The sequence below is a fragment of the Cohnella lupini genome (genome assembly GCF_003386205.1).
GTDB lineage: Bacteria > Bacillota > Bacilli > Paenibacillales > Paenibacillaceae > Cohnella > Cohnella lupini.
Window position 1 is genome coordinate 34327 of the sequence record NZ_QRDY01000023.1, and the last position, 21179, is coordinate 55505.

The window sequence follows — 21179 nt, forward strand, 5'->3', positions numbered from 1 at the left end:
TAATCCTTTTAAACAATGAGGAGGAATAGTATTCATGGCAAAGGCTAAGTTTGAACGTAATAAACCACACGTAAACATCGGTACTATCGGACACGTCGATCACGGTAAAACAACTTTGACGGCTGCAATCACAACTGTACTTTCCAAGCGTTATGGCGGAGCTGCAGTAGCTTTCGACCAAATCGACAAAGCACCAGAAGAGCGCGAGCGCGGAATTACAATTTCCACTGCTCACGTTGAATACGAAACTCCTAACCGTCACTATGCACACGTTGACTGCCCAGGACATGCCGACTATGTTAAAAACATGATCACGGGCGCAGCGCAAATGGACGGAGCAATCCTTGTTGTATCCGCAGCTGACGGCCCTATGCCGCAAACTCGCGAACACATCTTGCTCTCCAAGCAAGTAGGCGTACCATACATCGTCGTATTCTTGAACAAATGCGACATGGTAGACGACGATGAATTGCTTGAACTCGTTGAGATGGAAGTTCGCGACCTTCTGAACGAATACGACTTCCCAGGCGACGATACTCCGATCATTCGCGGAGCAGCTCGTGAAGCATTGTCCAACCCAGAAGGCCCTTGGGCTGATAAAATCATCGAACTGTTCGAAGCAGTCGATAGCTACATCCCACAACCTGAGCGTGCAACTGACAAGCCTTTCTTGATGCCAGTTGAGGATGTATTCACAATCACTGGTCGTGGTACTGTTGCTACAGGCCGTGTAGAGCGTGGAGTTATCAAAATCGGTGATGAAGTTGAAATCATCGGTCTGGTTGAAGACACTCGTAAGTCCGTTGTTACGGGCGTTGAAATGTTCCGTAAATTGCTTGATTCCGCTCAAGCCGGCGACAACGTTGGCGCATTGCTTCGCGGTGTAGACCGTAAAGACATCGAACGCGGTCAAGTAATCGCGAAACCGGGTTCCGTTAAGCCTCACACGGAATTCACGGCTCAAATCTACGTTCTGACATCTTCTGAAGGTGGCCGTCATAAGCCTTTCTTCACAGGCTACCGTCCACAGTTCTACTTCCGGACAACAGACGTAACTGGCATCATCAACCTGCCAGAAGGTACTGAAATGGTTATGCCTGGCGACAACATCGAGGTAACTGTTTCCTTGATCGCTCCAATCGCCGTTGAAGAAGGTACTCGCTTCGCTATCCGCGAAGGCGGCCGTACTGTAGGCGCTGGCGCAGTTGCTTCGATCCAAAAATAAGCAACATCTTTAATAGAAAGAGCTGCTCGAGGCGATAACGCCAGAGCAGCTCTTTTTTTGTTTCTTCTATATATATGAAGAAAGTTAATACGCGAAAAACTTACTCGTACATAAGCCGGTCGCCATTCCGCCGGCGCAAATGGTGGCGATAGAAAGAAAGAAGGTATCCGCCGAGAATATCAAACCTCCTATAATGACAACGAGCGCATCCATGATGATAATCAGAAAGCCGACGTTGATCTTTAGTTTGCCGGCCAGTAGCTTGGCGACTAAGTCGATTCCGCCTGTGCTCGTATCATTGCGTAAAAGAATCCCGAATCCTATTCCGATAAGAATGCCGCCGGCAACAGATGCATAGAAGGGGTAGTCGTTAATGATTTGCCCGAACGGATAGTACGGATCAAAAAAATCGATGAAATAGGATAAAAAGATCATTCCGAACAGACTATGAAAGAACATGGCTTTGTCTTTGATCCAGGTATAGATAAACACGGGAAGGCTACACAAGATGAGTACCAGTCCGACCTTATAGCCGAACAAGTAGTTGGAAATAAGAGCTACTCCGATGAATCCGCCGTCTAATACTTTAATGGGCATAAGAAAAAAATCGATTCCGAATGAAATCAACAAGCATCCGATGATAATCGCCAGGATCTTACGGAGCGAGAGCAATTAAACCAGTCCCTTCAACATTGCCTGTCTTATCTATATGGTAGATGAGACAAGGAAATGATTAGGAGACTGGATAGCGGGGATATTGATTAATGTGTAGGGATGGAATCATCGTAGGGATCCAAATACAGTTTGTTCTGGGAATCCACTTGAGCAAGATAGATTTTATCTGCGGAAGTACCGATCTTATCCAGCTTGGCTTGTAGCCAATGCATGTTAAGTCCGACTTTCTTAAGGGAATCCTCGAGTATTTTGCCATCCATTATAATGGACATGCTTGCCTTCTCCGGAGTAACGGCAAGGTTGAGGTCGGAAGCGGTCAAGGGCTGGTTTTCTTTCTTGAGCAAAACGTTTAATTCACCGCTCGTATCCATGATCGCGAATTCGACGGTCGATATATTGAAAACGTCCTTCATCCGAAGCATTTCCAATAGCTCGTCAGACGTCACGCGTTCTTTCTTCATATGATCCTCTAGAATCTTTCCGTTCTGAATAAGGATCGCTGGTTTGCCGTCAAGAATATTTCTTGCTCTCTTGCTCTTAAGTTGCAAGAATTCGATACCCACGGAAATCATGACCCAAACAGATAAGGCCACAAATCCAAGTCCCCAGTTCCTATCGGTATCCAGCGAGATGTAACCTGTCAGATTTCCAAGGGAAATTCCCGTAATGTACTCGAAAAGCGATAGTTGGGAGATTTGTCTTTTGCCAAGAATACGCGTATAGATAAACATGACAACTATGGCAGACAAAGTACGCAAGCTGACTTCAAGCCATAACGGCACAGTGAATTCCTCCAATCAATTAACCAAGTTGACGTTCAGCACGAAAAACCACCTCCAACAGTGTCTCCTGAAGGACGGAAAATGATGTATTAAGGCAAGGCTGAGGGGCGTTAGCGAATAGATGAATAAAAATAAAAAAAATGTTGCATTCAGTTGGGCAGATCGCTATAATAGTGAATGTTGGTCTGTGACTGTGCGTTGATGTGAGAGGTTGCCGACACACCCGGCCCCTTTGCCATAAGGGATGCCACTCGGTGATTGTCGGGTTATTCTCACGGAGTATGTCCGATTCCAAAATTGGGCGAATGAAGGAGGGAATTCTATGGCTAAGCAAAAAATCCGTATCCGTTTGAAAGCCTACGACCACCGTATCCTGGATCAATCCGCGGAGAAAATCGTAGAAACGGCAAAACGTACTGGTGCAGGTGTATCAGGACCGATTCCGTTGCCGACCGAAAAGCAGATCATCACGATCCTGCGTGCGGTGCACAAATACAAGGATTCGCGTGAGCAGTTCGAAATGCGTACGCACAAGCGTTTGATCGACATCGTCAATCCTACGCCGCAAACGGTCGATGCGCTTATGCGTCTTGATCTACCGTCTGGCGTTGATATCGAGATCAAGCTTTAAGCTTCGAGTAAATCAGATCCATCATGAAAAGAGGTGTCAACATGTCAGGAATCTTGGGACGTAAACTCGGAATGACTCAACTATTCGCAGCTGACGGCAACGTTGTGCCGGTTACTGTAGTAGAAGCAACTCCGAACGTCGTATTGCAGAAAAAATCTGTGGATAACGACGGATACGAAGCAGTACAGCTCGGCTTCGCGGATAAACGCGAGAAGCTAGCAACAAAACCAGCCATCGGCCATGCTAAGAAAGCAGGCACTGGACCCAAGCGCTTCATTCGCGAAGTTAGCGGACTTACACCAGCTGACTTGGAAGTCGGTCAAGAACTTAACGTTGGCCAATTCTCCGAAGGCGATATCGTTGACGTAACGGGTATTTCCAAAGGTAAAGGGACTACGGGCGCAATCAAACGTTGGGGCTTCCAACGCGGTAAAATGACGCATGGTTCCAAGTATCACCGTGGTAACGGATCGCTCGCGACTATTCGTGACGCAAACCGCGTACCAAAAGGTAAGAAAATGCACGGTCGTATGGGTAGCGAAACAATCACTGTACAGAATCTCGAGATCGTTAAGGTTGATCTGGAGCGTAACGTATTGTTGATTAAAGGCTCCGTACCGGGCGCTCGCAATAGTTATCTCAAAATCCGCACATCGGTGAAGAAATAATTCACAATGTATGAGGAAAGGAGGACCACTCATGCCGAAAGTTACAGTTTTTAATGTAGACGGCAAAGAAGTTGGACAATTGGATCTGGCAGATGGGATTTTCGGATTAGAGCCGAACATTCACGTGTTGCACAGCGCCGTATTGCTTCAACAAGCTTCGCTTCGCTCGGGAACGCACGACACTAAAGGTCGTTCGGAAGTGCGCGGAGGCGGACGCAAGCCTTGGAAACAAAAAGGAACCGGCCGCGCTCGTCAAGGTAGTATTCGTTCGCCGCAATGGAAAGGCGGCGGTATCGTCTTCGGACCGACACCACGCAGCTACGGTTTCAAATTGCCTCGTAAAGTACGTCGTTTGGCTATCAAATCCGCTTTGTCCAGCAAAGTTGTGGATAACCAAATCATCGTACTTGATCAGCTGAGCCTGTCCCAACCGAAAACGAAGGACATCGCTAAGCTTCTGAACAACCTCAAAGTTTCCCGCAAGGCACTCGTTGTCACTGCAGACTTTGATAATAACGTGGCCCTGTCCGCGCGTAACATTCCTGGAGTCAAATTCGTCTCCGCCGAAGGAATTAACGTGCTTGACGTGATGAAGCATGATCAATTGATCATCACGAAGGATGCAGTCGCTAAAGTTGAGGAGGTGTTCGCGTAATGAGAAACCCTCGCGATCTAATCAAACGTCCGGTTATTACCGAACGTACAAGCGACTTCATGGAACAGCGCAAATACGTGTTCGAAGTTGACTTGAAAGCGAACAAAACCGAGATCAAACAAGCTATCGAAGCGATCTTCAAAGTGAAGGTCACTGGAGTTAATACGCTCAGAATGCCTGCTAAGCCTAAGCGCTACGGCAAACACAGCGGTTATACATCCGAGTGGAAAAAAGCGATCGTGCAGCTTTCCGCCGACAGCAAACCGCTTGAGTATTTCGAATCCTCTGTTTAATAAGTCTGTAAAGTAAGGAGGGAATCCAATTGCCAGTCAAAAAGTTTAATCCGACAACGGCGAGCCGTCGTCAAATGACGATCGCAACGTTTGAAGAGATTACGGCAACAGAGCCGGAAAAATCCTTGCTCGCGCCGTTATTCAAACACGCTGGTCGTAATAACCAAGGTAAAATTACCGTTCGTCATCACGGCGGCGGACACAAGCGTAAATACCGGATCATCGATTTCAAGCGTACGAAGGACGGCATTCCCGGCCGCGTAGCTACGATCGAATACGATCCGAACAGAACGTCCTACATCGCTTTGATTAACTATGCAGACGGTGAGAAGACATACATCATCGCTCCGAAGGGCATTAAAGTCGGCGATGTAATCACTTCGGGTCCTACAGCTGACATTAAAGTGGGCAACGCGCTTCCGCTGGAGAACATTCCGGTCGGTACGGTTATCCACAATATCGAGCTTAAGCCGGGCAAAGGCGGACAAATGGTTCGCGCAGCCGGAACAAGCGCTCAGCTGCTTGGTAAAGAAGAAACTTATGTTACGATTCGTCTTACTTCCGGTGAAATTCGCCGCATCCTCAAAACTTGCCGCGCAACGATCGGAACGGTCGGAAACTCAGACCACGAATTGCTCAACATCGGTAAAGCTGGACGGAATCGTTGGTTAGGCAAACGCCCGACCGTACGTGGTGTCGTTATGAACCCGAACGACCATCCGCACGGCGGTGGCGAAGGCCGCGCGCCAATCGGACGCAAATCCCCGCTTTCTCCTTGGGGCAAGCCTACGCTTGGTTACAAAACACGCAAGAAGAAAAAAGCTTCGAGCAAGTACATTGTTCGTCGTCGCACGAAGTAAGAAATATCGTCTAGCGGCGTGAACGGCAATCTCTCAAGCCGCGTTGAAGGGAGGAGCATTCCATGGGTCGCAGTTTGAAAAAAGGACCTTTCGTGGATGGCTATCTACTGAAAAAAGTGGATGAACTGTCCGGATCGAATAAGAAGGTTGTTATCAAAACTTGGTCTCGTCGCTCGACGATTTTCCCACAATTCGTGGGTCAAACGTTCGCAGTATACGACGGACGTAAGCACGTGCCGGTATACGTGTCGGAAGACATGGTCGGACACAAACTTGGCGAATTCGCGCCAACTCGTACTTTCAAAGGTCACACAGACGATGATAAGAAAACGGGCAAGCGATAATTTTAACCCTACGTCTTTAACGTGAGGGAGGAGGTACTCCTATGTCTCAGCAAGCCAAAGCTCATGTGCATAACATTCGCATTCCGGCTCGTAAAGTGCGTCTGGTCGTAGACCTGATTCGCGGCAAGAAAGTCGGCGATGCGGTTGCCATCTTGCGTCATACGCCTCGTTCGGCATCTCCTATTCTGGAGAAACTGTTGAACTCGGCCATTGCTAACGCTGAACACAACTACCAGTTAGACGTGAACAAATTGTTCGTATCCGAAGCCTTCGTTAACGAAGGTCCGACTATGAAACGATTCCAACCACGCTCGCAGGGCCGTGCATTCAGCATATTCAAACGATCAAGCCATATTACACTGGTCGTATCCGAAAAATAAGGAGGGACAACGTGTGGGTCAGAAAGTAAATCCCGTCGGTTTTCGAATCGGCATTATCCGTGATTGGGAATCCAAGTGGTACGCAGGAAACAAGGATTTCGGAACGCTTCTAATCGAAGACGTGAAAATTCGCGAATTCTTGAAAAAGAAGCTTAAAGAAGCTGCAGTTTCCAAAATTGAAATCGAACGTGCGGCTAACCGCGTTAACGTTACGATTCATACAGCTAAGCCGGGTATCGTTATCGGTAAAGGCGGCGCTGAAGTCGAAGTGCTTCGCGGCCAGCTGACTAAGATTTCGAACGGCAAAAAGGTTCACATTAACATCTCCGAGATCAAGAATCCGGAATTGGACGCAATCCTGGTTGCCGAGAGCATCGCGCAACAACTGGAACGCCGCGTATCTTTCCGCCGCGCAATGAAACAAGCTATGCAACGTACGCAACGCGCTGGTGCGAAAGGCGTTAAAACAGCCGTAAGCGGTCGTCTAGGCGGAGCGGAAATCGCTCGTAACGAAGGCTATAGCGAAGGAACAGTGCCATTGCACACACTCCGCGCCGATATCGATTACGGAACGGCAGAAGCACATACGACATATGGCCGCATCGGCGTAAAAGTATGGATCTACCGTGGCGAAGTCCTTCCGACGAAGAAAAGAGCTGCTGAGGAAGGAGGCAACTGATCATGTTGGTCCCTAAACGCGTTAAACACCGCAAAGAACATCGCGGTAAAATGAAAGGTCGCGCTAAAGGCGGCACAGAAGTGCATTTCGGTGAATTCGGTCTGCAGGCTATGGAACCTTCTTGGGTGACTAACCGTCAAATCGAAGCTGCTCGGATTGCCATGACTCGTTATATCAAGCGGGGCGGAAAAGTTTGGATCAAAATTTTCCCTTCCAAACCGATTACCCAAAAACCTCTTGAGGTACGGATGGGTAGCGGTAAAGGTAACGTAGAAGCATGGGTTGCCGTTGTTAAGCCGGGCAAAATCTTGTTCGAGCTTGCAGGTGTAACCGAGGAGATAGCACGTGAAGCGATGCGTCTTGCAGCTCACAAGTTGCCTATTAAGACGAAGTTTGTGAAACGTGAAGAACTGGGTGGTGAAGCAAATGAAAGCCAGTGAATTTCGCAACCTAACATCGGCGGAACTTGAACAGAAGGTAGCCGGCTTCAAAGATGAGCTGTTCAACCTCCGCTTCCAATTGGCTACCGGCCAACTGGATAACCCGCATCGCCTTGGCGATCTGCGGAAAGAAATTGCTCGGGCCAAAACTATTTTGCGCGAGCGTGAACTCGGCATTAGCTAAGTTGAGCCCGGCAGTAACCCTGAAGATTGATTCCGGGAAGGAGGATTACCATGAGCGAACGCAATAACAATCGTAAAGTGCAGATTGGTAAAGTCGTCAGCGACAAAATGGACAAAACGATTGTGGTGGCCGTTGAAACTTACAAAAAACACAGCCTGTACCACAAACGGATTAAATACACGAAGAAATTCAAAGCGCATGACGAGAATAACGATGCTAAAATCGGCGACACCGTGAGAATCATGGAGACCCGCCCGTTGTCGAAAGACAAAAGCTGGCGTATGGTCGACATCGTTGAAAAAGGCGTATTAGCCTAAGAGACTCAACCGTGTTATTGAAAGGAGGACCTTGCGATGATTCAACCGTTTACGCGTCTGCATGTTGCCGACAACTCCGGCGCGAAAGAATTGATGTGTATCCGCGTTCTTGGCGGTACGGGACGCCGCGTAGGACATATCGGCGACATGATCGTATGTTCCGTTAAACAAGCAACACCAGGCGGCGTTGTCAAAAAGGGTGACGTAGTTAAATGCGTTATCGTTCGTACAAAACGTTCGGTACGCCGTAAAGACGGATCCTACATCGCGTTCGACGAGAACGCGGCAGTAATCGTTAAAGAAGATAAAAGCCCGCGCGGTACCCGGATCTTTGGACCTGTTGCCCGTGAGCTTCGCGATCGCGACTTCATGAAAATCATTTCCCTGGCACCGGAAGTTCTTTAAGAACCCGGAAAGCACCGATGGAGAAACACTCAAGGAGGTGTACCCATGCCCCGTCTGAAAAAAGTGCTTCAATCGCACAATAATAAACTGCACGTGAAAAAAGACGATAACATCATCGTCATCACAGGCAAAGACAAAGGCAAGAAAGGCCGCATTATCGCTGCATATCCGCGCGAGAACCGTGTGCTTGTCGAGGGCGTCAATATGGTAAAACGCCATACGCGTCCAAACCCAACGAATCAACAAGGCGGTATCATCGAGCGCGAAGCGCCGATTCACGTGTCTAACGTGATGCATATCGATCCTAAAAGCGGCAAACCAACTCGCGTTGGTTCCAAAACGCTTGAGAACGGCAAAAAAGTCCGGGTCGCTAAGCGCTCTGGAGAACTGATCGACTAATCGCAGTAAGAACGGAAAGGAGGTCACTGTGACTCATGGCAGCAAGAATGAAGGAACGTTTCCTGAATGAAATCACTCCTGCTCTTATGCAGAAGTTCAGCTACAAGTCAGTCATGCAAGTGCCGAAAATCGAGAAAGTCGTCATCAATATGGGTGTCGGCGAAGCGGTTTCGAACTCCAAGATCATGGATTTCGCGGTAGAAGACATGCAAAAGATCGCAGGTCAAAAACCTGTAATCACCCGTTCGAAAAAGTCGATCGCGGGCTTCCGCTTGCGTGAGAACTTGCCGATCGGCGCTAAAGTAACGCTTCGCGGCGAACGGATGTACTACTTCCTCGATAAGTTGTTCAATATCTCCCTACCCCGCGTACGTGACTTCCACGGCGTATCGACGAAATCGTTCGATGGCCGCGGTAACTACACGCTAGGATTGAAAGAACAACTGATCTTCCCGGAAATCGAGTATGACAAGATTGATAAAGTTCGCGGGATGGATATCGTCATCGTAACGACTGCACAATCGGACGAAGAAGCGCGTGAGCTGCTCACCCAATTGGGTATGCCGTTTGCGAAGTGACGATAGTCCGGTCAATTAGCAAATGGTACCTAATGGAGGTGTGAAAGCAAGTGGCAAAAACGTCGATGAAAGTCAAGCAACAGCGTACGCCGAAGTTTAAGGTCCAGGCTTACACGCGTTGCGAACGTTGCGGACGTCCGCATTCCGTTTTGCAAAAATTTAAGATCTGCCGGATTTGTTTCCGTGAATTGGCACATAAAGGCCAGATTCCTGGCGTCAAAAAAGCGAGCTGGTAATCAGCCTAGTTCGGGAAGGAGGTTTACCCCATGGTTATGTCTGATCCTATTGCAGATATGTTGACGCGGATTCGCAATGCGAACCTCGTGCGTCATGAGTCGGTGGAACTGCCAGCGTCTACGGTTAAGAAGCAAATTGCTGAAATCCTGAAACGTGAAGGCTTTATCCGCGACGCTGAATACGTAGAAGATAACAAGCAAGGCCTGATCCGTATCTTCTTGAAATACGGACCGAACAACGAGCGTGTTATCACGGGTCTTAAACGTATTAGCAAACCAGGTTTGCGCGTTTATACGAAATCTACTGAAGTACCGCGTGTGTTGGGTGGCCTCGGCATCGCGATCATTTCCACTTCTAAAGGCATCATCACCGATAAGGAAGCCCGTCAAGGGAAGTCCGGCGGAGAAGTGCTTTGCTACGTTTGGTAATTTAACTGTCACAAGATTGGAGGTGTACCTATGTCCCGTATTGGACGCAAACCGATTCAGGTGCCTAACGGCGTGAACGTGAACCTGGACAGCAACGTAATTACGGTTAAAGGCCCTAAAGGAACTTTGTCCCGCACTCTTCACAGCGATATGAAGGTTTCCTACGAGTCCGATGTCATTACCGTTGAACGTCCTTCCGATAACAAACTTCACCGCTCGCTGCACGGCACGACCCGCAGCGTAGTAGCCAACATGGTAAGTGGCGTAACCGAGGGTTACATCAAGAACCTTGACCTGGTAGGTGTAGGTTACCGTGCTAGTAAATCCGGCGATAAGCTGGTATTGAACGTAGGTTACTCACACCCGGTTGAAATCGTACCGGCAAGCGGCATTGAATTCGAAGTGCCGGCACAAAACAAGATCATCGTTAAAGGGATCGATAAAGAAGCAGTCGGCGAGATCGCTGCTAAGATCCGCGCCGTTCGTCCTCCAGAGCCTTACAAAGGCAAAGGAATCAAGTACGAAGGCGAACGAATCCTTCGCAAAGAAGGTAAAGCAGGTAAGAAGAAGTAATGAAATAAGTTGCGGGTGGTTAGAAGCTGCCTAGATGCAACAACGAGAAGGGAGAGAACCTTTCGGATGATTACAAAAAGCGATAAAAATAAAGCCCGTCTGAAACGTCACCTTCGGGTACGTAAGAAGATTACCGGGACAAACGAACGCCCGCGTCTTTCCGTATTCCGTTCTTCGAAACATATCTACGCTCAATTGATCGATGACGTTAAAGGCATAACGCTTGCTAGCGCATCTACGGTTGACAAAGATTTGGCAACAGGTAACGGCGGAAACGTTGAGTCTGCTCGCAAAGTAGGAGAACTCATCGCTAAACGCGCGAAAGATAAAGGATATGAGATCGTCGTTTTCGATCGTGGCGGATATCTCTATCACGGACGTATTCAAGCACTTGCTGATGCGGCTCGCGAAGCCGGATTACAGTTTTAATTCATTTTTGACACAAGGAGGTAAACGACTTGCGTGTAGATCCGAATACATTGGAACTAACCGAAAAGATGGTACAGATCAACCGCGTATCCAAAGTCGTCAAGGGCGGACGTCGCTTTAGTTTCAGCGCACTCGTCGTTGTCGGAGATGGAAAAGGCTGGGTTGGCGCAGGCATCGGTAAAGCTGGCGAAGTACCGGACGCAATCCGTAAAGGCGTCGATGACGCTAAGAAAAATCTTGTTTTCGTTCCACTCGTGAAAACGACAATTCCACACGCCGTTACGGGAAGTTTCGGCGCCGGCAAAGTGTTGCTGAAACCAGCATCAGAAGGTACGGGCGTTATCGCGGGCGGTCCTGTCCGCGCAGTGCTCGAGCTTGCTGGAGTCGGCGATATTTTGACGAAATCGCTGGGTTCCTCCAACTCCATTAACATGGTCAATGCGACGTTGGAAGGTTTATCCCGCCTCAAACGCGCCGAAGACGTAGCGAAACTGCGCGGCAAAACCGTGGCAGAGCTATTCCGCTAAGGAGGAAAACAAATGGCACAGCTTCAAATTACACTCGTTCGCAGCTTGATCGGCCGTCCGGAGAATCAACGCCAAACGGTGAAGACTCTCGGACTCGGCAAGATGCATACTTCCGTAGTAAGAGAAGATAACGTCGCTACTCGCGGCATGATCAACACGGTCAGTCATTTGATCGAAGTAAAAGAAATTTAAAGCCTAACAAGCATAACTCTCAAGGAGGTGCGACGTACGATGAAATTGCATGAGCTATCTCCGAATGAAGGCTCGACGTTCTCCCGTAAACGGAGAGGACGCGGAGCTGGTAGCGGTCTCGGCAAAACGGCAGGTCGCGGTCATAAAGGGCAAAACGCTCGTTCCGGTGGCGGTGTTCGTCCCGGTTTCGAGGGTGGTCAAAACCCATTATACCGTCGGGTACCGAAGCGCGGATTTAATAACGATCGTTTTGCTACAGTCTTCGCGATTGTCAATCTTGATCAGCTAAGCCGTTTTGCTGCTGGTACAGAAGTGACGCCAGAATTGCTGCTCGAAGAAGGCATTCTGAAAAATCCAAGAGACGGAATTAAAATTCTGGGCAATGGCGATTTGAACGTGCAGCTGACTGTTAAAGCTCACAAGTTCTCTCAGTCTGCAACAGAAAAAATTCAAGCCGCCGGCGGTAAAACCGAGGTGATCTAATGTTCGCGACCGTCACTAACATTTGGAAAGTCGAGGACCTTCGCAAGAGGATCCTTTTCACTCTTTTCATCCTGTTTGTTTATCGGATCGGTTCTTTCATCCCGGTTCCGAACATTAACAAGGACGTTCTAACGATGGCCGACCAACAGGGCTCTGACCTGTTCGGCCTTCTGAACACGTTCTCCGGCGGTGCGTTGTTCAACTTCTCCATCTTCGCGTTGGGGATCACGCCGTACATTACGGCGTCGATTATCGTTCAACTTCTATCCATGGACGTTATTCCGAAGTTTTCGGAATGGCAGAAGGAAGGCGAGAACGGTAAGCGCAAGTTGGCACAGATCACTCGTTACGGAACGATTGTCCTGGGGCTTATCCAAGCTTTTGCTACGGCTATCGGTTTTAACCGGATGTATGAATACAAAATGGTCATTGACTCTGGTACGGCAACGTATCTTATGATTGCGATCGTTTTGACTGCAGGTACTGCGTTCCTTATGTGGTTGGGTGAACAAATCAATGAAAAGGGTATCGGTAACGGTATCTCGATCTTGATCTTCGCGGCGATCGTCGCAGCAATCCCTAAGCATGCACGCGATATCTACACTACGCTGTTCACGGATTCAAGCCAATTGTTTATGAATATCGTGAAGCTGGCCATTATCCTGCTAGTAATCATCCTGATTATCGCAGGCGTAATCTTCATCCAGCAGGGCGTACGCAAAATTCCGGTTCAATACGCAAAACGAGTTGTCGGACAGAAAATGTACGGCGGCCAATCCACGCACATTCCGCTTAAAGTAAATGGCGCGGGCGTAATTCCGGTAATCTTCGCTATCTCTCTATTGATGTTCCCGATTACGATTGCGAACTTCTGGTCGAACCAGGCATGGGCGCAATGGATTATCAAAAACATGTCTTATGACCAACCTCTTGGTATGGTTTTGTACATTTTGCTAATCATCGGGTTTACGTTCTTCTATACGTTCGTTCAATTCAATCCGCAGCAATTAGCGGATAACATGAAGAAGAACGGCGGTTATATCCCGGGTATTCGTCCTGGCAAACCAACACAAGGCTTCCTAATGCGGGTTATCACTCGTATTACGCTAGCGGGTGCGGTATTCTTGGCGATTATCTCGGTCATTCCGGTGTTCTTCGGATCGTTGGCTGGTTTACCGAAGTCTGTTCAATTGGGCGGTACTTCGCTCTTGATCGTAATCGGGGTTGCTCTTGAGACGATGAAACAGATCGAAAGCCAATTGATTAAACGTCACTACAAAGGTTTCATCAATAAGTAACCAACGAGTCGGACAGGAGGAACAACAATGAACATCTTGTTTATGGGGCCTCCTGGCGCCGGTAAAGGAACGCAAGCAGAACGGATCGTCGAGCAATTCGGCATTCCGCATATCTCTACCGGTGATGCGTTTCGCTTAGCGATGAAGCAAGGAACTCCACTCGGACTGAAGGCGAAGGAGTACGTAGACCAGGGTCTTCTCGTTCCGGATGAAGTAACGAACGGTATCGTTCGCGACCGTCTTGCTGCTCCAGATTGCGCCGACGGTTTTCTGTTGGACGGGTTTCCTCGGACGCTCGCGCAAGCTGAAGCTCTTGACGGTATGCTTGCTGAGTTGGATCGCAAGATTGACCATGTCGTTAACCTCAAAGTCGATCGCGGCTTCTTGTTGGCCCGCTTGACTGGTCGAAGGATTTGTAAAACTTGCGGTACGACGTATCACGTACTTTTTAACCCGCCTAAGCAGGAAGGAATCTGCGATAAAGACGGGGGAGAGCTGTATCAGCGTTCCGACGATACGGAGGAAAAAGTGGGAACCCGCCTTGATGAGTACACTAGCAAGACGGCTCCGCTTCTGACGTATTACGGCGACAAAGGATCGCTCCGCGAAGTAGACGGGGAGAAGGACATCGATACGGTTACGGCCGATATCGCTTCCCTTCTCAGAGGGTAATCGGCCATGATCGTAATCAAGTCCGACAAAGAGTTAAACTTGATGCGCGAGGCGGGAAGAATCGTTGCGGAAACTCATCGCCTGATGAAACAGGCTGTTGTTCCCGGCGTTACTACCGCCGAGTTGGATCGGATAGCCGATACTTTCATCCGAAGCCAAGGTGCAATTCCTTCATTCAAAGGTTATAACGGTTTTCCGGCCAGCATATGCGCTTCCACGAACGAGGAGCTCGTTCACGGGTTTCCCGGTTCAAGGAAGCTAGTAGAAGGCGACATCATCAGCATCGACATCGGCGCACAGTACCAAGGTTATCACGGCGATTCCGCCTGGACGTATGGTGTCGGAAGGATTTCCGAAGAGGCGCAGCGTTTATTGGACGTTACCGAAGCATCGCTATTCGCGGGGTTGGAGTTGGTTGGTCCAGACGTAAGGCTATACACCGTATCCCACGGCATTCAGAAAGTGATCGAAGAGGCGGGCTTCTCTGTAGTAAGGGAATATGTCGGACACGGCGTAGGTGCCGATCTGCATGAGGAACCGCAAATTCCGAATTATGGCGTTCCCGACCGCGGTCCGCGGTTGAAACCGGGAATGACACTCGCGATCGAACCGATGGTCATCGTGGGAGAACGTTACGTGAAGACTTTGTCCGATAATTGGACGGTCGTCACGGTGGACGGATCGCTGTGCGCGCATTTCGAGCATACGATTGCCGTAACCGAAGACGGGTACGAAATACTGACCCGTGCGTAAAGCTAGGTGAATGAAATGACGGTAAACGTTAAGTTGGAGCCCGGAGACATCGTGAGAAGCCGGCGTGGAAGAGACGAAGGGCAATTGGTCATCGTGATCGCCCTTGTCGATGAGCGATTCGCGCTCGTAGCCGACGGCGATAATCGCCGGTTCGATCGGCCTAAACGCAAAAACGTGCTGCATCTCGAACCGATCGGGACCCGAAGCGAGGAAGTCGCGAATAGTATTCGCGATACCGGTCGCGTCACCAACGCGAAGCTCCGGTTCGCTATCGGACAAATCGAACAACGGCTCGAAAAGCATGCTGTAGAGAAAGGAGAATGACGGTGGCCAAAGAGGACGTCATCGAGGTGGAAGGCACGGTTATTGAACCGCTACCGAATGCCATGTTTAAAGTGGAGCTCGAGAACGGACATCAAATCCTTGCGCATGTTTCCGGTAAACTTCGGATGCATTTTATACGGATTCTGACGGGGGACAAAGTGGTTATCCAACTGTCGCCTTACGATCTAACGCGGGGCCGTATCACCTACCGCAAATAAGTTTGTTCGGTCTGCCAGGCGCGCGAGGAACGGGCTTAGATTATACTAACGCGCGTCAGTTCGTTCGCAATACCGTGATGACTGACCCGCGACGTCAGTGTCGCGTTACTTCAGTCACACACTAAGGAGGGTATTATCATGAAGGTGAGACCTTCGGTCAAACCAATTTGCGAGAAATGCAAAGTCATTCGCCGCAAAGGCAACGTGATGGTTATCTGTGAGAATCCGAAACATAAACAAAAACAAGGCTAAAATAGAAGGAGGTGCCCCTAACTATGGCACGTATATCTGGTGTTGACCTCCCGCGCGACAAGCGCGTGGAAATCGCCCTAACGTACATCTTCGGAATTGGTAAACCAACTTCCCAGAGGATTCTAGCGTCTACGGGTGTCAATCCCGACACTCGCGTTCGTGATCTGACGGAGGATGAGCTCGCTCGTCTTCGCGAAACGATCGATAAGGAACAAAAGGTCGAGGGCGACTTGCGTCGCGAAATTGCAATAAACATCAAACGGCTGATTGATATCGGCTGCTATCGAGGCATCCGTCACCGCCGCGGTCTGCCGGTTCGCGGACAACGTTCGAAAACGAACGCACGTACACGCAAAGGCCCACGTCGTACTGTTGCGAACAAGAAGAAGTAATAAGGGGGGATAACAAACATGGCACAAAAAGGCAAGAAAGTCGTACGCACCAAGCGTCGTGACCGGAAAAACATTGATACAGGCGTAGCGCATATTCGTTCTACGTTTAACAATACAATCGTGACGATCACGGATCCGCACGGTAACGCGGTTTCCTGGGCGAGCTCCGGTAACCTCGGTTTCAAGGGTTCCCGTAAAAGCACGCCATACGCTGCTCAAATGGCAGCCGAATCTGCAGCTCGCGCTGCGATGGATCACGGTATGCGTCTGGTTGAAGTCTCCGTTAAAGGTCCTGGCGCTGGTCGTGAAGCTGCGATTCGTTCGTTGCAAGCCGCTGGTCTTGAAGTCAGCATGATCCGAGACGTGACTCCAATCCCGCATAACGGATGCCGTCCTCCGAAGCGCCGCCGCGTATAGCATCGTTGCAATGTGGTATCAAACAAGAGCAACTTGAGAATAATGGTTGTAACGGTTAGGCATACTACATGGTTTACCCTATAAACATTTCTCCTTACTAAAGGCTGAACCATTTAAGCTTGGGTGAACAAAGGGCAACGTCAGCGACGTTTTGAAGGAGGTTTTGGTTATGATAGTGATCGAGAAACCGAAAATCGATTCTGTGGAAATTCAAGATGACAAGAGATACGGTCGGTTTGTCGTAGAGCCGCTTGAACGCGGCTATGGGATGACTCTAGGCAACTCTCTTCGCCGCATTCTGTTGTCGTCCTTACCGGGCGCTGCCGTAGTATCGGTACAGATTGATGGCGTGCTTCACGAATTTTCAACGATTCCAGGAGTAATTGAGGATGTCACGCAAATCATCCTCAATCTGAAGCGTCTTTCGCTGAAGATCCATTCGGACGAGGAAAAAGTGCTTGAAATCGATGCGGAAGGCGATGGCATCATAACGGCAGGAGATATTCGCGCCGATAGCGACGTGGAAATTCTTAACCCGGACTTGCATATCGCAACGTTGGCTTCCGGCGCGCGCCTTCACATGCGCATATTCGCCAGAGTCGGACGTGGATACGTTCCATCCGATCGTAACAAGAAGGAAGATCAGCCGATTGGAGTCATTCCGATCGATTCGATCTATACGCCGATTACCCGCGTTAACTATCAAGTCGAGAACACGCGCGTCGGTCAAGTAACGAACTACGACAAGCTAACGCTTGAAGTATGGACCGATGGCAGCATTCGACCTGAAGAAGCGGTTAGCTTAGGCGCGAAAATCCTGACGGATCACTTATCCCTGTTCGTGGGTCTCACGGATGAGGCAAAAGATACCGAAACGATGAAGGAAAAGGAAGAGGACAAGAAGGAAAAGGTTCTAGAGATGACTATCGAAGAGCTTGACCTTTCCGTTCGTTCCTATAACTGCCTGAAACGCGCCGGCATCAATACCGTTCAAGAGCTGATCACGAAAACCGAAGAAGACATGATGAAGGTTCGTAACTTGGGCCGCAAGTCTTTGGAAGAAGTTCAAGAGAAGCTTGAAGAATTGGGCTTGGGTCTACGTTTCGAGGAGTAGCATCGTTATTGTTGTAGTAACTGCACTAGTGAGGAGGGAAAACAAATGGCTTATCAAAAACTGAGTCGCGATTCCAGCTCTCGGAAAGCACTTTTCCGTGATTTGTGTACCGACCTGTTCCTGTACGAGCGCATTCAAACGACTGAAGCGAAAGCTAAGGAAGTGCGCTCTATCGCCGAGAGATTGATTACTCTCGCTAAACGCGGCGACCTGCACGCCCGTCGTCAGGTAGCGGCATTCGTGCGTCGTGAGAGCCTTAACGGCGATCAAGACGCCATCCAAAAACTGTTCTCTGAACTAGCTCCGCGTTATGCGGAACGTCCGGGTGGATATACACGCATCTTGAAGTTGGGACCCCGCCGCGGAGATTCAGCTCCGATGGTGTATCTCGAGCTCGTAGATCGCGCGTAAGAACGGAGCAAAGAAGGATGGCCCGAATCGTGAATTCGGATCATCCTTTTTTTGTGGGACTACCACTTGGTCATTCAGATATGCTTGGAGGATGAGATGGTGCGGAATATAGCTCTCATCGTCAGTTATGACGGCACGGAATACTACGGATTTCAAAGCCAGCCGAGCGGTAACACCGTTCAAGACAGGCTGGAGCACGCGATCTACATGTTGTCCGGCGAGCAGGTAAAAGTTATCGGGTCCGGACGCACGGACGCGGGAGTTCATGCAAGAGGCCAAATCGTGAACTTTAGTACGGAATCAAGCATTCCTATCGATCGATGGGCGCTAGCCTTGAATACGAGACTTCCCAACGATATTGTTATTCAGTGCGCTTATGTCGTTCCCGAACATTTTCATGCCCGACGAAAGGCTCTAAGCAAGACTTACCGCTATACGATTAATTGCAATCGGACTCCGGATCTATTCCGTCGCCGTTATGAATTCCATCATCCAACGCCGCTGGATTTCGAAGCCATGCGCGCAGGTCTTGAATGTTTGCTGGGTAAACACGATTTTTCATCTTTCACCGCACCCCAGTCTACGAAGCCTAGCCATATTCGGACGATACTCGAAGCAAGATTGGTAGTGGAAACGAATAGAGACTACCAACAAATGGCGGATACGGCTAACGACTTCGGGAGGGACTGGGATGAACGTTTCTATCCGGGCAAACAAAGAGGCGTCATTCATCTGCATATCACGGGAACCGGCTTCCTGTACAATATGGTTCGCATCATTGCTGGAACGCTGATACAAATCGGCGAAGGCAAGAGAACTTCTGCCGACATGGCTGAAATACTCGCCGCAAGGGACAGGGCCAGAGCCGGTCCCACGGCGGTCCCGCATGGCCTTACCTTATGGGAAGTCGTCTATGGTCCAAGATATTCGGACAGCATGATCGGCGAGCAAACTCGATAAATATCTGCTTGCATAACAGCCCGATTTCATGTACAATAAATTTTGTGCTTTCTGCGCGGCTACCCACGGCCCCAGCGTAGAAATGTCGCGCTATTTGCTGAGTTTGAAGGAAAGGACTTCTCATCCGACTACTTAAGCTTATGCATACCTAACCTTACAACTAAGATATGAATGATTGAAAATCGTAATAGCCGTACCACATACAAGCGAGATCATTACCAAAAGGAGGATGTTTCATGCGTACAACCTTTATGGCTAAGCCTCTAGAAGTAGAGCGCAAATGGCTTATCATCGACGCCGAAGGCAAAACCCTTGGTCGTCTGGCTAGCGAAGCTGCTGCCCTTATCCGCGGCAAGCACAAACCTGAATTCACCCCTCATATCGATACAGGTGATTTCGTTGTCGTAATCAACGCCGAAAAGATCGTACTTACCGGCAACAAGCTTAAACAAAAGAAATATTACACTCACTCCCACTATCCGGGCGGATTGAAAACGACTACTGCAGGGGAAATGATTCAGAAGCGTCCAGCTCGCATCATCGAGCTTGCCGTTTACGGAATGCTTCCTAAGAACAAGCTGGGTCATCAGCTTCAAACCAAGCTTAAAGTATACGCTGGAGCGGAACATCCGCATCAAGCCCAACAACCTGAAGTTTACGAACTTCGCGGATAAAAAAAGGAGGACTTACGAATGGCTCAAGTGCAATATTTAGGAACGGGTCGCCGCAAGCACTCCGTAGCGCGAGTTCGACTCGTGCCGGGTGAAGGCCGCATCGTTATCAACAAACGCGAAATCAACGACTATTTCGATCTTGAAACATTGAAATTGATCGTTAAACAACCGCTTAACCTTACCGAAACGGTGAACAAATACGATATTCTTATACTGGCTCACGGCGGCGGAACTTCCGGTCAAGCCGGCGCTATCCGTCACGGAATTTCCCGCGCACTTCTTAAAGCGGACCCGGAACTTCGTCCTGCTCTTAAGAAAGCCGGTTTCTTGACTCGTGACCCTCGTATGAAAGAACGTAAGAAATACGGATTGAAAGCCGCTCGTCGCGCTCCTCAATTCTCGAAACGTTAATATTTATCGCCTAACCAAAAGTGTCTTCCTCCCATTTATCATGGTGGGGAAGACACTTTTTTTGCGTTAGAAATATGTGGATATTTGATTGAACATTCCCTTATCAAAGCGTATACTAATATGTAATCATACTTAATTACTAGGATATAACGGGGGTCGATTTGAATGAACTTAATCGAAAAGGAAAATCTTATCCGAATTAAAGCGGAAGAATTCGAGAACGCTTCGCCGGAAACACTTATCGCGTGGGCTATCGAAACTTTTCCGAATATAACCTTCGCATGCAGCTTCGGGGCAGAAGACGTTGTACTCGTGGACATGATTCAGAAGATCAGTCCGTCTACTGATATTTTTTATCTGGACACCGACTTTCACTTCAAAGAAACTTACGAAACTCGCGATCGCATGGCCGAGAAATACAACCTGAAGTTCGTCGAGGTCAAATCGAAGCTTACGCCGGAGCAACAAGCCGCGGAATATGGCGAGGAGCTATGGAAAAGCGAACCGACTTCATGCTGCAATCTTCGTAAAGTGGAACCCTTAACTCGAATCCTATCTCAATACGAGGCATGGATTACGGGCATTCGACGCGATCAAGCGCCTACACGTGCCAACGCGAAGAAAGTGGAATACGATACGAAATTCGGACTCGTGAAATTTAATCCTTTGGCTTCTTGGACTTCCGAAGATGTATGGGAGTACATCAGAGCGAACGATATTATCTACAACCCTCTGCATGATCAGAACTTCCCAAGCATCGGCTGCGAGCACTGCACGAAAGCCGTCATGCCAGGGGAAGATCCTCGCGCGGGACGTTGGGCAGGTAACGAGAAGACTGAATGCGGACTGCATAAATAATTAACGTTCGAATAAATCCAACAAGAAGACAGAAGGAGCTA

Annotated in this window: 38 protein-coding genes; 36 read left to right on the forward strand and 2 right to left on the reverse strand. The window is 49.0% G+C overall.

Annotated features, from left to right (window positions below; genetic code table 11):
• Nucleotides 1-34 precede the first annotated feature (34 nt).
• Complete coding sequence (gene tuf / locus DFP95_RS24380; RefSeq protein ID WP_115995307.1) at nucleotides 35-1225, forward strand: elongation factor Tu; 1191 nt, start codon at nucleotides 35-37, stop codon at nucleotides 1223-1225.
• Nucleotides 1226-1309: 84 nt separating this feature from the next.
• Here the strand turns inward: tuf and DFP95_RS24385 are convergent, their stop codons facing one another.
• Both DFP95_RS24385 and DFP95_RS24390 read right to left on the reverse strand, forming a co-directional pair.
• Nucleotides 1310-1897: a YitT family protein gene (locus tag DFP95_RS24385; RefSeq protein ID WP_115995308.1), complete on the reverse strand. Its 588-nt coding sequence runs from the start codon at nucleotides 1895-1897 to the stop codon at nucleotides 1310-1312.
• Nucleotides 1898-1986: 89 nt separating this feature from the next.
• Nucleotides 1987-2682: a DUF421 domain-containing protein gene (locus tag DFP95_RS24390; RefSeq protein WP_115995309.1), complete on the reverse strand. Its 696-nt coding sequence runs from the start codon at nucleotides 2680-2682 to the stop codon at nucleotides 1987-1989.
• Between the two features lie 322 nt (nucleotides 2683-3004).
• Between DFP95_RS24390 and rpsJ the strand changes: the two genes are divergently transcribed.
• The 35 genes from rpsJ to DFP95_RS24565 all read left to right on the forward strand — a co-directional run bounded on the left by rpsJ (nucleotide 3005) and on the right by DFP95_RS24565 (nucleotide 21138).
• Complete coding sequence (rpsJ, locus tag DFP95_RS24395) at nucleotides 3005-3313, forward strand: 30S ribosomal protein S10 (RefSeq protein ID WP_027087350.1); 309 nt, start codon at nucleotides 3005-3007, stop codon at nucleotides 3311-3313.
• A 41-nt stretch (nucleotides 3314-3354) separates the two neighbouring features.
• Nucleotides 3355-3981, forward strand: a complete 627-nt coding sequence (gene rplC, locus DFP95_RS24400; RefSeq protein ID WP_115995310.1) for a 50S ribosomal protein L3 — start codon at nucleotides 3355-3357, stop codon at nucleotides 3979-3981.
• A 31-nt stretch (nucleotides 3982-4012) separates the two neighbouring features.
• Entirely contained in the window at nucleotides 4013-4636 is a 624-nt protein-coding gene (rplD, locus tag DFP95_RS24405) for a 50S ribosomal protein L4 (RefSeq protein ID WP_115995311.1), read from the forward strand.
• Entirely contained in the window at nucleotides 4636-4929 is a 294-nt protein-coding gene (rplW, locus tag DFP95_RS24410; RefSeq protein WP_115995312.1) for a 50S ribosomal protein L23, read from the forward strand. The genes rplD and rplW overlap by 1 nt, the downstream gene beginning before the upstream one ends.
• Nucleotides 4930-4958: 29 nt before the next feature.
• Nucleotides 4959-5789, forward strand: a complete 831-nt coding sequence (gene rplB / locus DFP95_RS24415; protein ID WP_115995313.1) for a 50S ribosomal protein L2 — start codon at nucleotides 4959-4961, stop codon at nucleotides 5787-5789.
• Nucleotides 5790-5851: 62 nt separating this feature from the next.
• On the forward strand, nucleotides 5852-6133 hold the full coding sequence (rpsS, locus tag DFP95_RS24420; protein WP_115995314.1) for a 30S ribosomal protein S19: 282 nt from the start codon (nucleotides 5852-5854) through the stop codon (nucleotides 6131-6133).
• Nucleotides 6134-6174: 41 nt separating this feature from the next.
• Nucleotides 6175-6513, forward strand: coding sequence for a 50S ribosomal protein L22 (gene rplV, locus DFP95_RS24425; RefSeq protein ID WP_115995315.1), 339 nt, complete (start codon nucleotides 6175-6177; stop codon nucleotides 6511-6513).
• A gap of 13 nt (nucleotides 6514-6526) precedes the next feature.
• Entirely contained in the window at nucleotides 6527-7192 is a 666-nt protein-coding gene (rpsC, locus tag DFP95_RS24430; RefSeq protein WP_115995316.1) for a 30S ribosomal protein S3, read from the forward strand.
• A gap of 2 nt (nucleotides 7193-7194) precedes the next feature.
• Nucleotides 7195-7632, forward strand: coding sequence for a 50S ribosomal protein L16 (gene rplP, locus DFP95_RS24435; RefSeq protein ID WP_115995317.1), 438 nt, complete (start codon nucleotides 7195-7197; stop codon nucleotides 7630-7632).
• On the forward strand, nucleotides 7619-7816 hold the full coding sequence (rpmC, locus tag DFP95_RS24440) for a 50S ribosomal protein L29 (protein WP_115995318.1): 198 nt from the start codon (nucleotides 7619-7621) through the stop codon (nucleotides 7814-7816). Before rplP ends, rpmC begins: the two co-directional genes overlap by 14 nt.
• 50 nt (nucleotides 7817-7866) lie before the next feature.
• Nucleotides 7867-8133 carry a 30S ribosomal protein S17 gene (gene rpsQ, locus DFP95_RS24445; RefSeq protein ID WP_115995319.1) on the forward strand — a complete coding sequence of 89 codons (267 nt, stop codon included), beginning with the start codon at nucleotides 7867-7869 and terminating at the stop codon, nucleotides 8131-8133.
• 36 nt (nucleotides 8134-8169) lie between these two features.
• Nucleotides 8170-8538, forward strand: a complete 369-nt coding sequence (rplN, locus tag DFP95_RS24450) for a 50S ribosomal protein L14 (RefSeq protein WP_115995320.1) — start codon at nucleotides 8170-8172, stop codon at nucleotides 8536-8538.
• A 45-nt stretch (nucleotides 8539-8583) separates the two neighbouring features.
• Complete coding sequence (rplX, locus tag DFP95_RS24455; protein WP_115995321.1) at nucleotides 8584-8937, forward strand: 50S ribosomal protein L24; 354 nt, start codon at nucleotides 8584-8586, stop codon at nucleotides 8935-8937.
• Between the two features lie 35 nt (nucleotides 8938-8972).
• The gene (gene rplE, locus DFP95_RS24460; protein WP_115995322.1) at nucleotides 8973-9515 is read left to right on the forward strand and encodes a 50S ribosomal protein L5; all 543 of its coding nucleotides are present in this window, start codon (nucleotides 8973-8975) and stop codon (nucleotides 9513-9515) included.
• Nucleotides 9516-9565: 50 nt separating this feature from the next.
• Nucleotides 9566-9751 carry a type Z 30S ribosomal protein S14 gene (locus DFP95_RS24465; RefSeq protein WP_115995323.1) on the forward strand — a complete coding sequence of 62 codons (186 nt, stop codon included), beginning with the start codon at nucleotides 9566-9568 and terminating at the stop codon, nucleotides 9749-9751.
• A 30-nt stretch (nucleotides 9752-9781) separates the two neighbouring features.
• Nucleotides 9782-10180: a 30S ribosomal protein S8 gene (gene rpsH, locus DFP95_RS24470; RefSeq protein ID WP_115995324.1), complete on the forward strand. Its 399-nt coding sequence runs from the start codon at nucleotides 9782-9784 to the stop codon at nucleotides 10178-10180.
• Between the two features lie 30 nt (nucleotides 10181-10210).
• Nucleotides 10211-10753, forward strand: coding sequence for a 50S ribosomal protein L6 (gene rplF / locus DFP95_RS24475; protein WP_115995325.1), 543 nt, complete (start codon nucleotides 10211-10213; stop codon nucleotides 10751-10753).
• Nucleotides 10754-10819: 66 nt separating this feature from the next.
• Nucleotides 10820-11182, forward strand: a complete 363-nt coding sequence (rplR, locus tag DFP95_RS24480) for a 50S ribosomal protein L18 (RefSeq protein WP_115995326.1) — start codon at nucleotides 10820-10822, stop codon at nucleotides 11180-11182.
• A 29-nt stretch (nucleotides 11183-11211) separates the two neighbouring features.
• The gene (gene rpsE, locus DFP95_RS24485; RefSeq protein WP_115995327.1) at nucleotides 11212-11709 is read left to right on the forward strand and encodes a 30S ribosomal protein S5; all 498 of its coding nucleotides are present in this window, start codon (nucleotides 11212-11214) and stop codon (nucleotides 11707-11709) included.
• A 12-nt stretch (nucleotides 11710-11721) separates the two neighbouring features.
• Nucleotides 11722-11901 (forward strand): 50S ribosomal protein L30, encoded by a 180-nt coding sequence (gene rpmD / locus DFP95_RS24490; protein WP_115995328.1) that lies wholly within the window; start codon nucleotides 11722-11724, stop codon nucleotides 11899-11901.
• Between the two features lie 39 nt (nucleotides 11902-11940).
• Nucleotides 11941-12384 (forward strand): 50S ribosomal protein L15, encoded by a 444-nt coding sequence (gene rplO / locus DFP95_RS24495; RefSeq protein WP_115995329.1) that lies wholly within the window; start codon nucleotides 11941-11943, stop codon nucleotides 12382-12384.
• Nucleotides 12384-13682 carry a preprotein translocase subunit SecY gene (secY, locus tag DFP95_RS24500; protein ID WP_115995330.1) on the forward strand — a complete coding sequence of 433 codons (1299 nt, stop codon included), beginning with the start codon at nucleotides 12384-12386 and terminating at the stop codon, nucleotides 13680-13682. The genes rplO and secY overlap by 1 nt, the downstream gene beginning before the upstream one ends.
• A 27-nt stretch (nucleotides 13683-13709) precedes the next feature.
• The gene (locus DFP95_RS24505) at nucleotides 13710-14354 is read left to right on the forward strand and encodes an adenylate kinase (RefSeq protein ID WP_115995331.1); all 645 of its coding nucleotides are present in this window, start codon (nucleotides 13710-13712) and stop codon (nucleotides 14352-14354) included.
• Between the two features lie 6 nt (nucleotides 14355-14360).
• Nucleotides 14361-15107: a type I methionyl aminopeptidase gene (gene map / locus DFP95_RS24510; protein WP_115995332.1), complete on the forward strand. Its 747-nt coding sequence runs from the start codon at nucleotides 14361-14363 to the stop codon at nucleotides 15105-15107.
• Between the two features lie 15 nt (nucleotides 15108-15122).
• Nucleotides 15123-15431, forward strand: coding sequence for a KOW domain-containing RNA-binding protein (locus DFP95_RS24515; protein ID WP_115995333.1), 309 nt, complete (start codon nucleotides 15123-15125; stop codon nucleotides 15429-15431).
• Nucleotides 15432-15433: 2 nt separating this feature from the next.
• On the forward strand, nucleotides 15434-15649 hold the full coding sequence (infA, locus tag DFP95_RS24520; protein ID WP_035121186.1) for a translation initiation factor IF-1: 216 nt from the start codon (nucleotides 15434-15436) through the stop codon (nucleotides 15647-15649).
• Between the two features lie 138 nt (nucleotides 15650-15787).
• Nucleotides 15788-15901, forward strand: a complete 114-nt coding sequence (rpmJ, locus tag DFP95_RS24525) for a 50S ribosomal protein L36 (RefSeq protein ID WP_003333770.1) — start codon at nucleotides 15788-15790, stop codon at nucleotides 15899-15901.
• A gap of 23 nt (nucleotides 15902-15924) precedes the next feature.
• Nucleotides 15925-16293 carry a 30S ribosomal protein S13 gene (gene rpsM, locus DFP95_RS24530; protein ID WP_115995334.1) on the forward strand — a complete coding sequence of 123 codons (369 nt, stop codon included), beginning with the start codon at nucleotides 15925-15927 and terminating at the stop codon, nucleotides 16291-16293.
• An 18-nt stretch (nucleotides 16294-16311) separates the two neighbouring features.
• The gene (gene rpsK, locus DFP95_RS24535; RefSeq protein ID WP_115995335.1) at nucleotides 16312-16710 is read left to right on the forward strand and encodes a 30S ribosomal protein S11; all 399 of its coding nucleotides are present in this window, start codon (nucleotides 16312-16314) and stop codon (nucleotides 16708-16710) included.
• A 169-nt stretch (nucleotides 16711-16879) separates the two neighbouring features.
• A complete protein-coding gene (locus tag DFP95_RS24540; protein ID WP_115995336.1) occupies nucleotides 16880-17824 on the forward strand; it encodes a DNA-directed RNA polymerase subunit alpha in 945 nt (314 codons plus the stop codon).
• A 45-nt stretch (nucleotides 17825-17869) separates the two neighbouring features.
• Nucleotides 17870-18235 (forward strand): 50S ribosomal protein L17, encoded by a 366-nt coding sequence (gene rplQ, locus DFP95_RS24545; protein ID WP_115995337.1) that lies wholly within the window; start codon nucleotides 17870-17872, stop codon nucleotides 18233-18235.
• Nucleotides 18236-18334: 99 nt separating this feature from the next.
• Nucleotides 18335-19195 carry a tRNA pseudouridine(38-40) synthase TruA gene (gene truA, locus DFP95_RS24550; protein WP_115995351.1) on the forward strand — a complete coding sequence of 287 codons (861 nt, stop codon included), beginning with the start codon at nucleotides 18335-18337 and terminating at the stop codon, nucleotides 19193-19195.
• Between the two features lie 236 nt (nucleotides 19196-19431).
• Nucleotides 19432-19869, forward strand: coding sequence for a 50S ribosomal protein L13 (gene rplM, locus DFP95_RS24555; protein WP_115995338.1), 438 nt, complete (start codon nucleotides 19432-19434; stop codon nucleotides 19867-19869).
• Nucleotides 19870-19887: 18 nt separating this feature from the next.
• A complete protein-coding gene (gene rpsI / locus DFP95_RS24560) occupies nucleotides 19888-20280 on the forward strand; it encodes a 30S ribosomal protein S9 (RefSeq protein ID WP_115995339.1) in 393 nt (130 codons plus the stop codon).
• Nucleotides 20281-20445: 165 nt separating this feature from the next.
• Nucleotides 20446-21138, forward strand: coding sequence for a phosphoadenylyl-sulfate reductase (locus DFP95_RS24565; RefSeq protein WP_115995340.1), 693 nt, complete (start codon nucleotides 20446-20448; stop codon nucleotides 21136-21138).
• Nucleotides 21139-21179 lie beyond the last annotated feature (41 nt).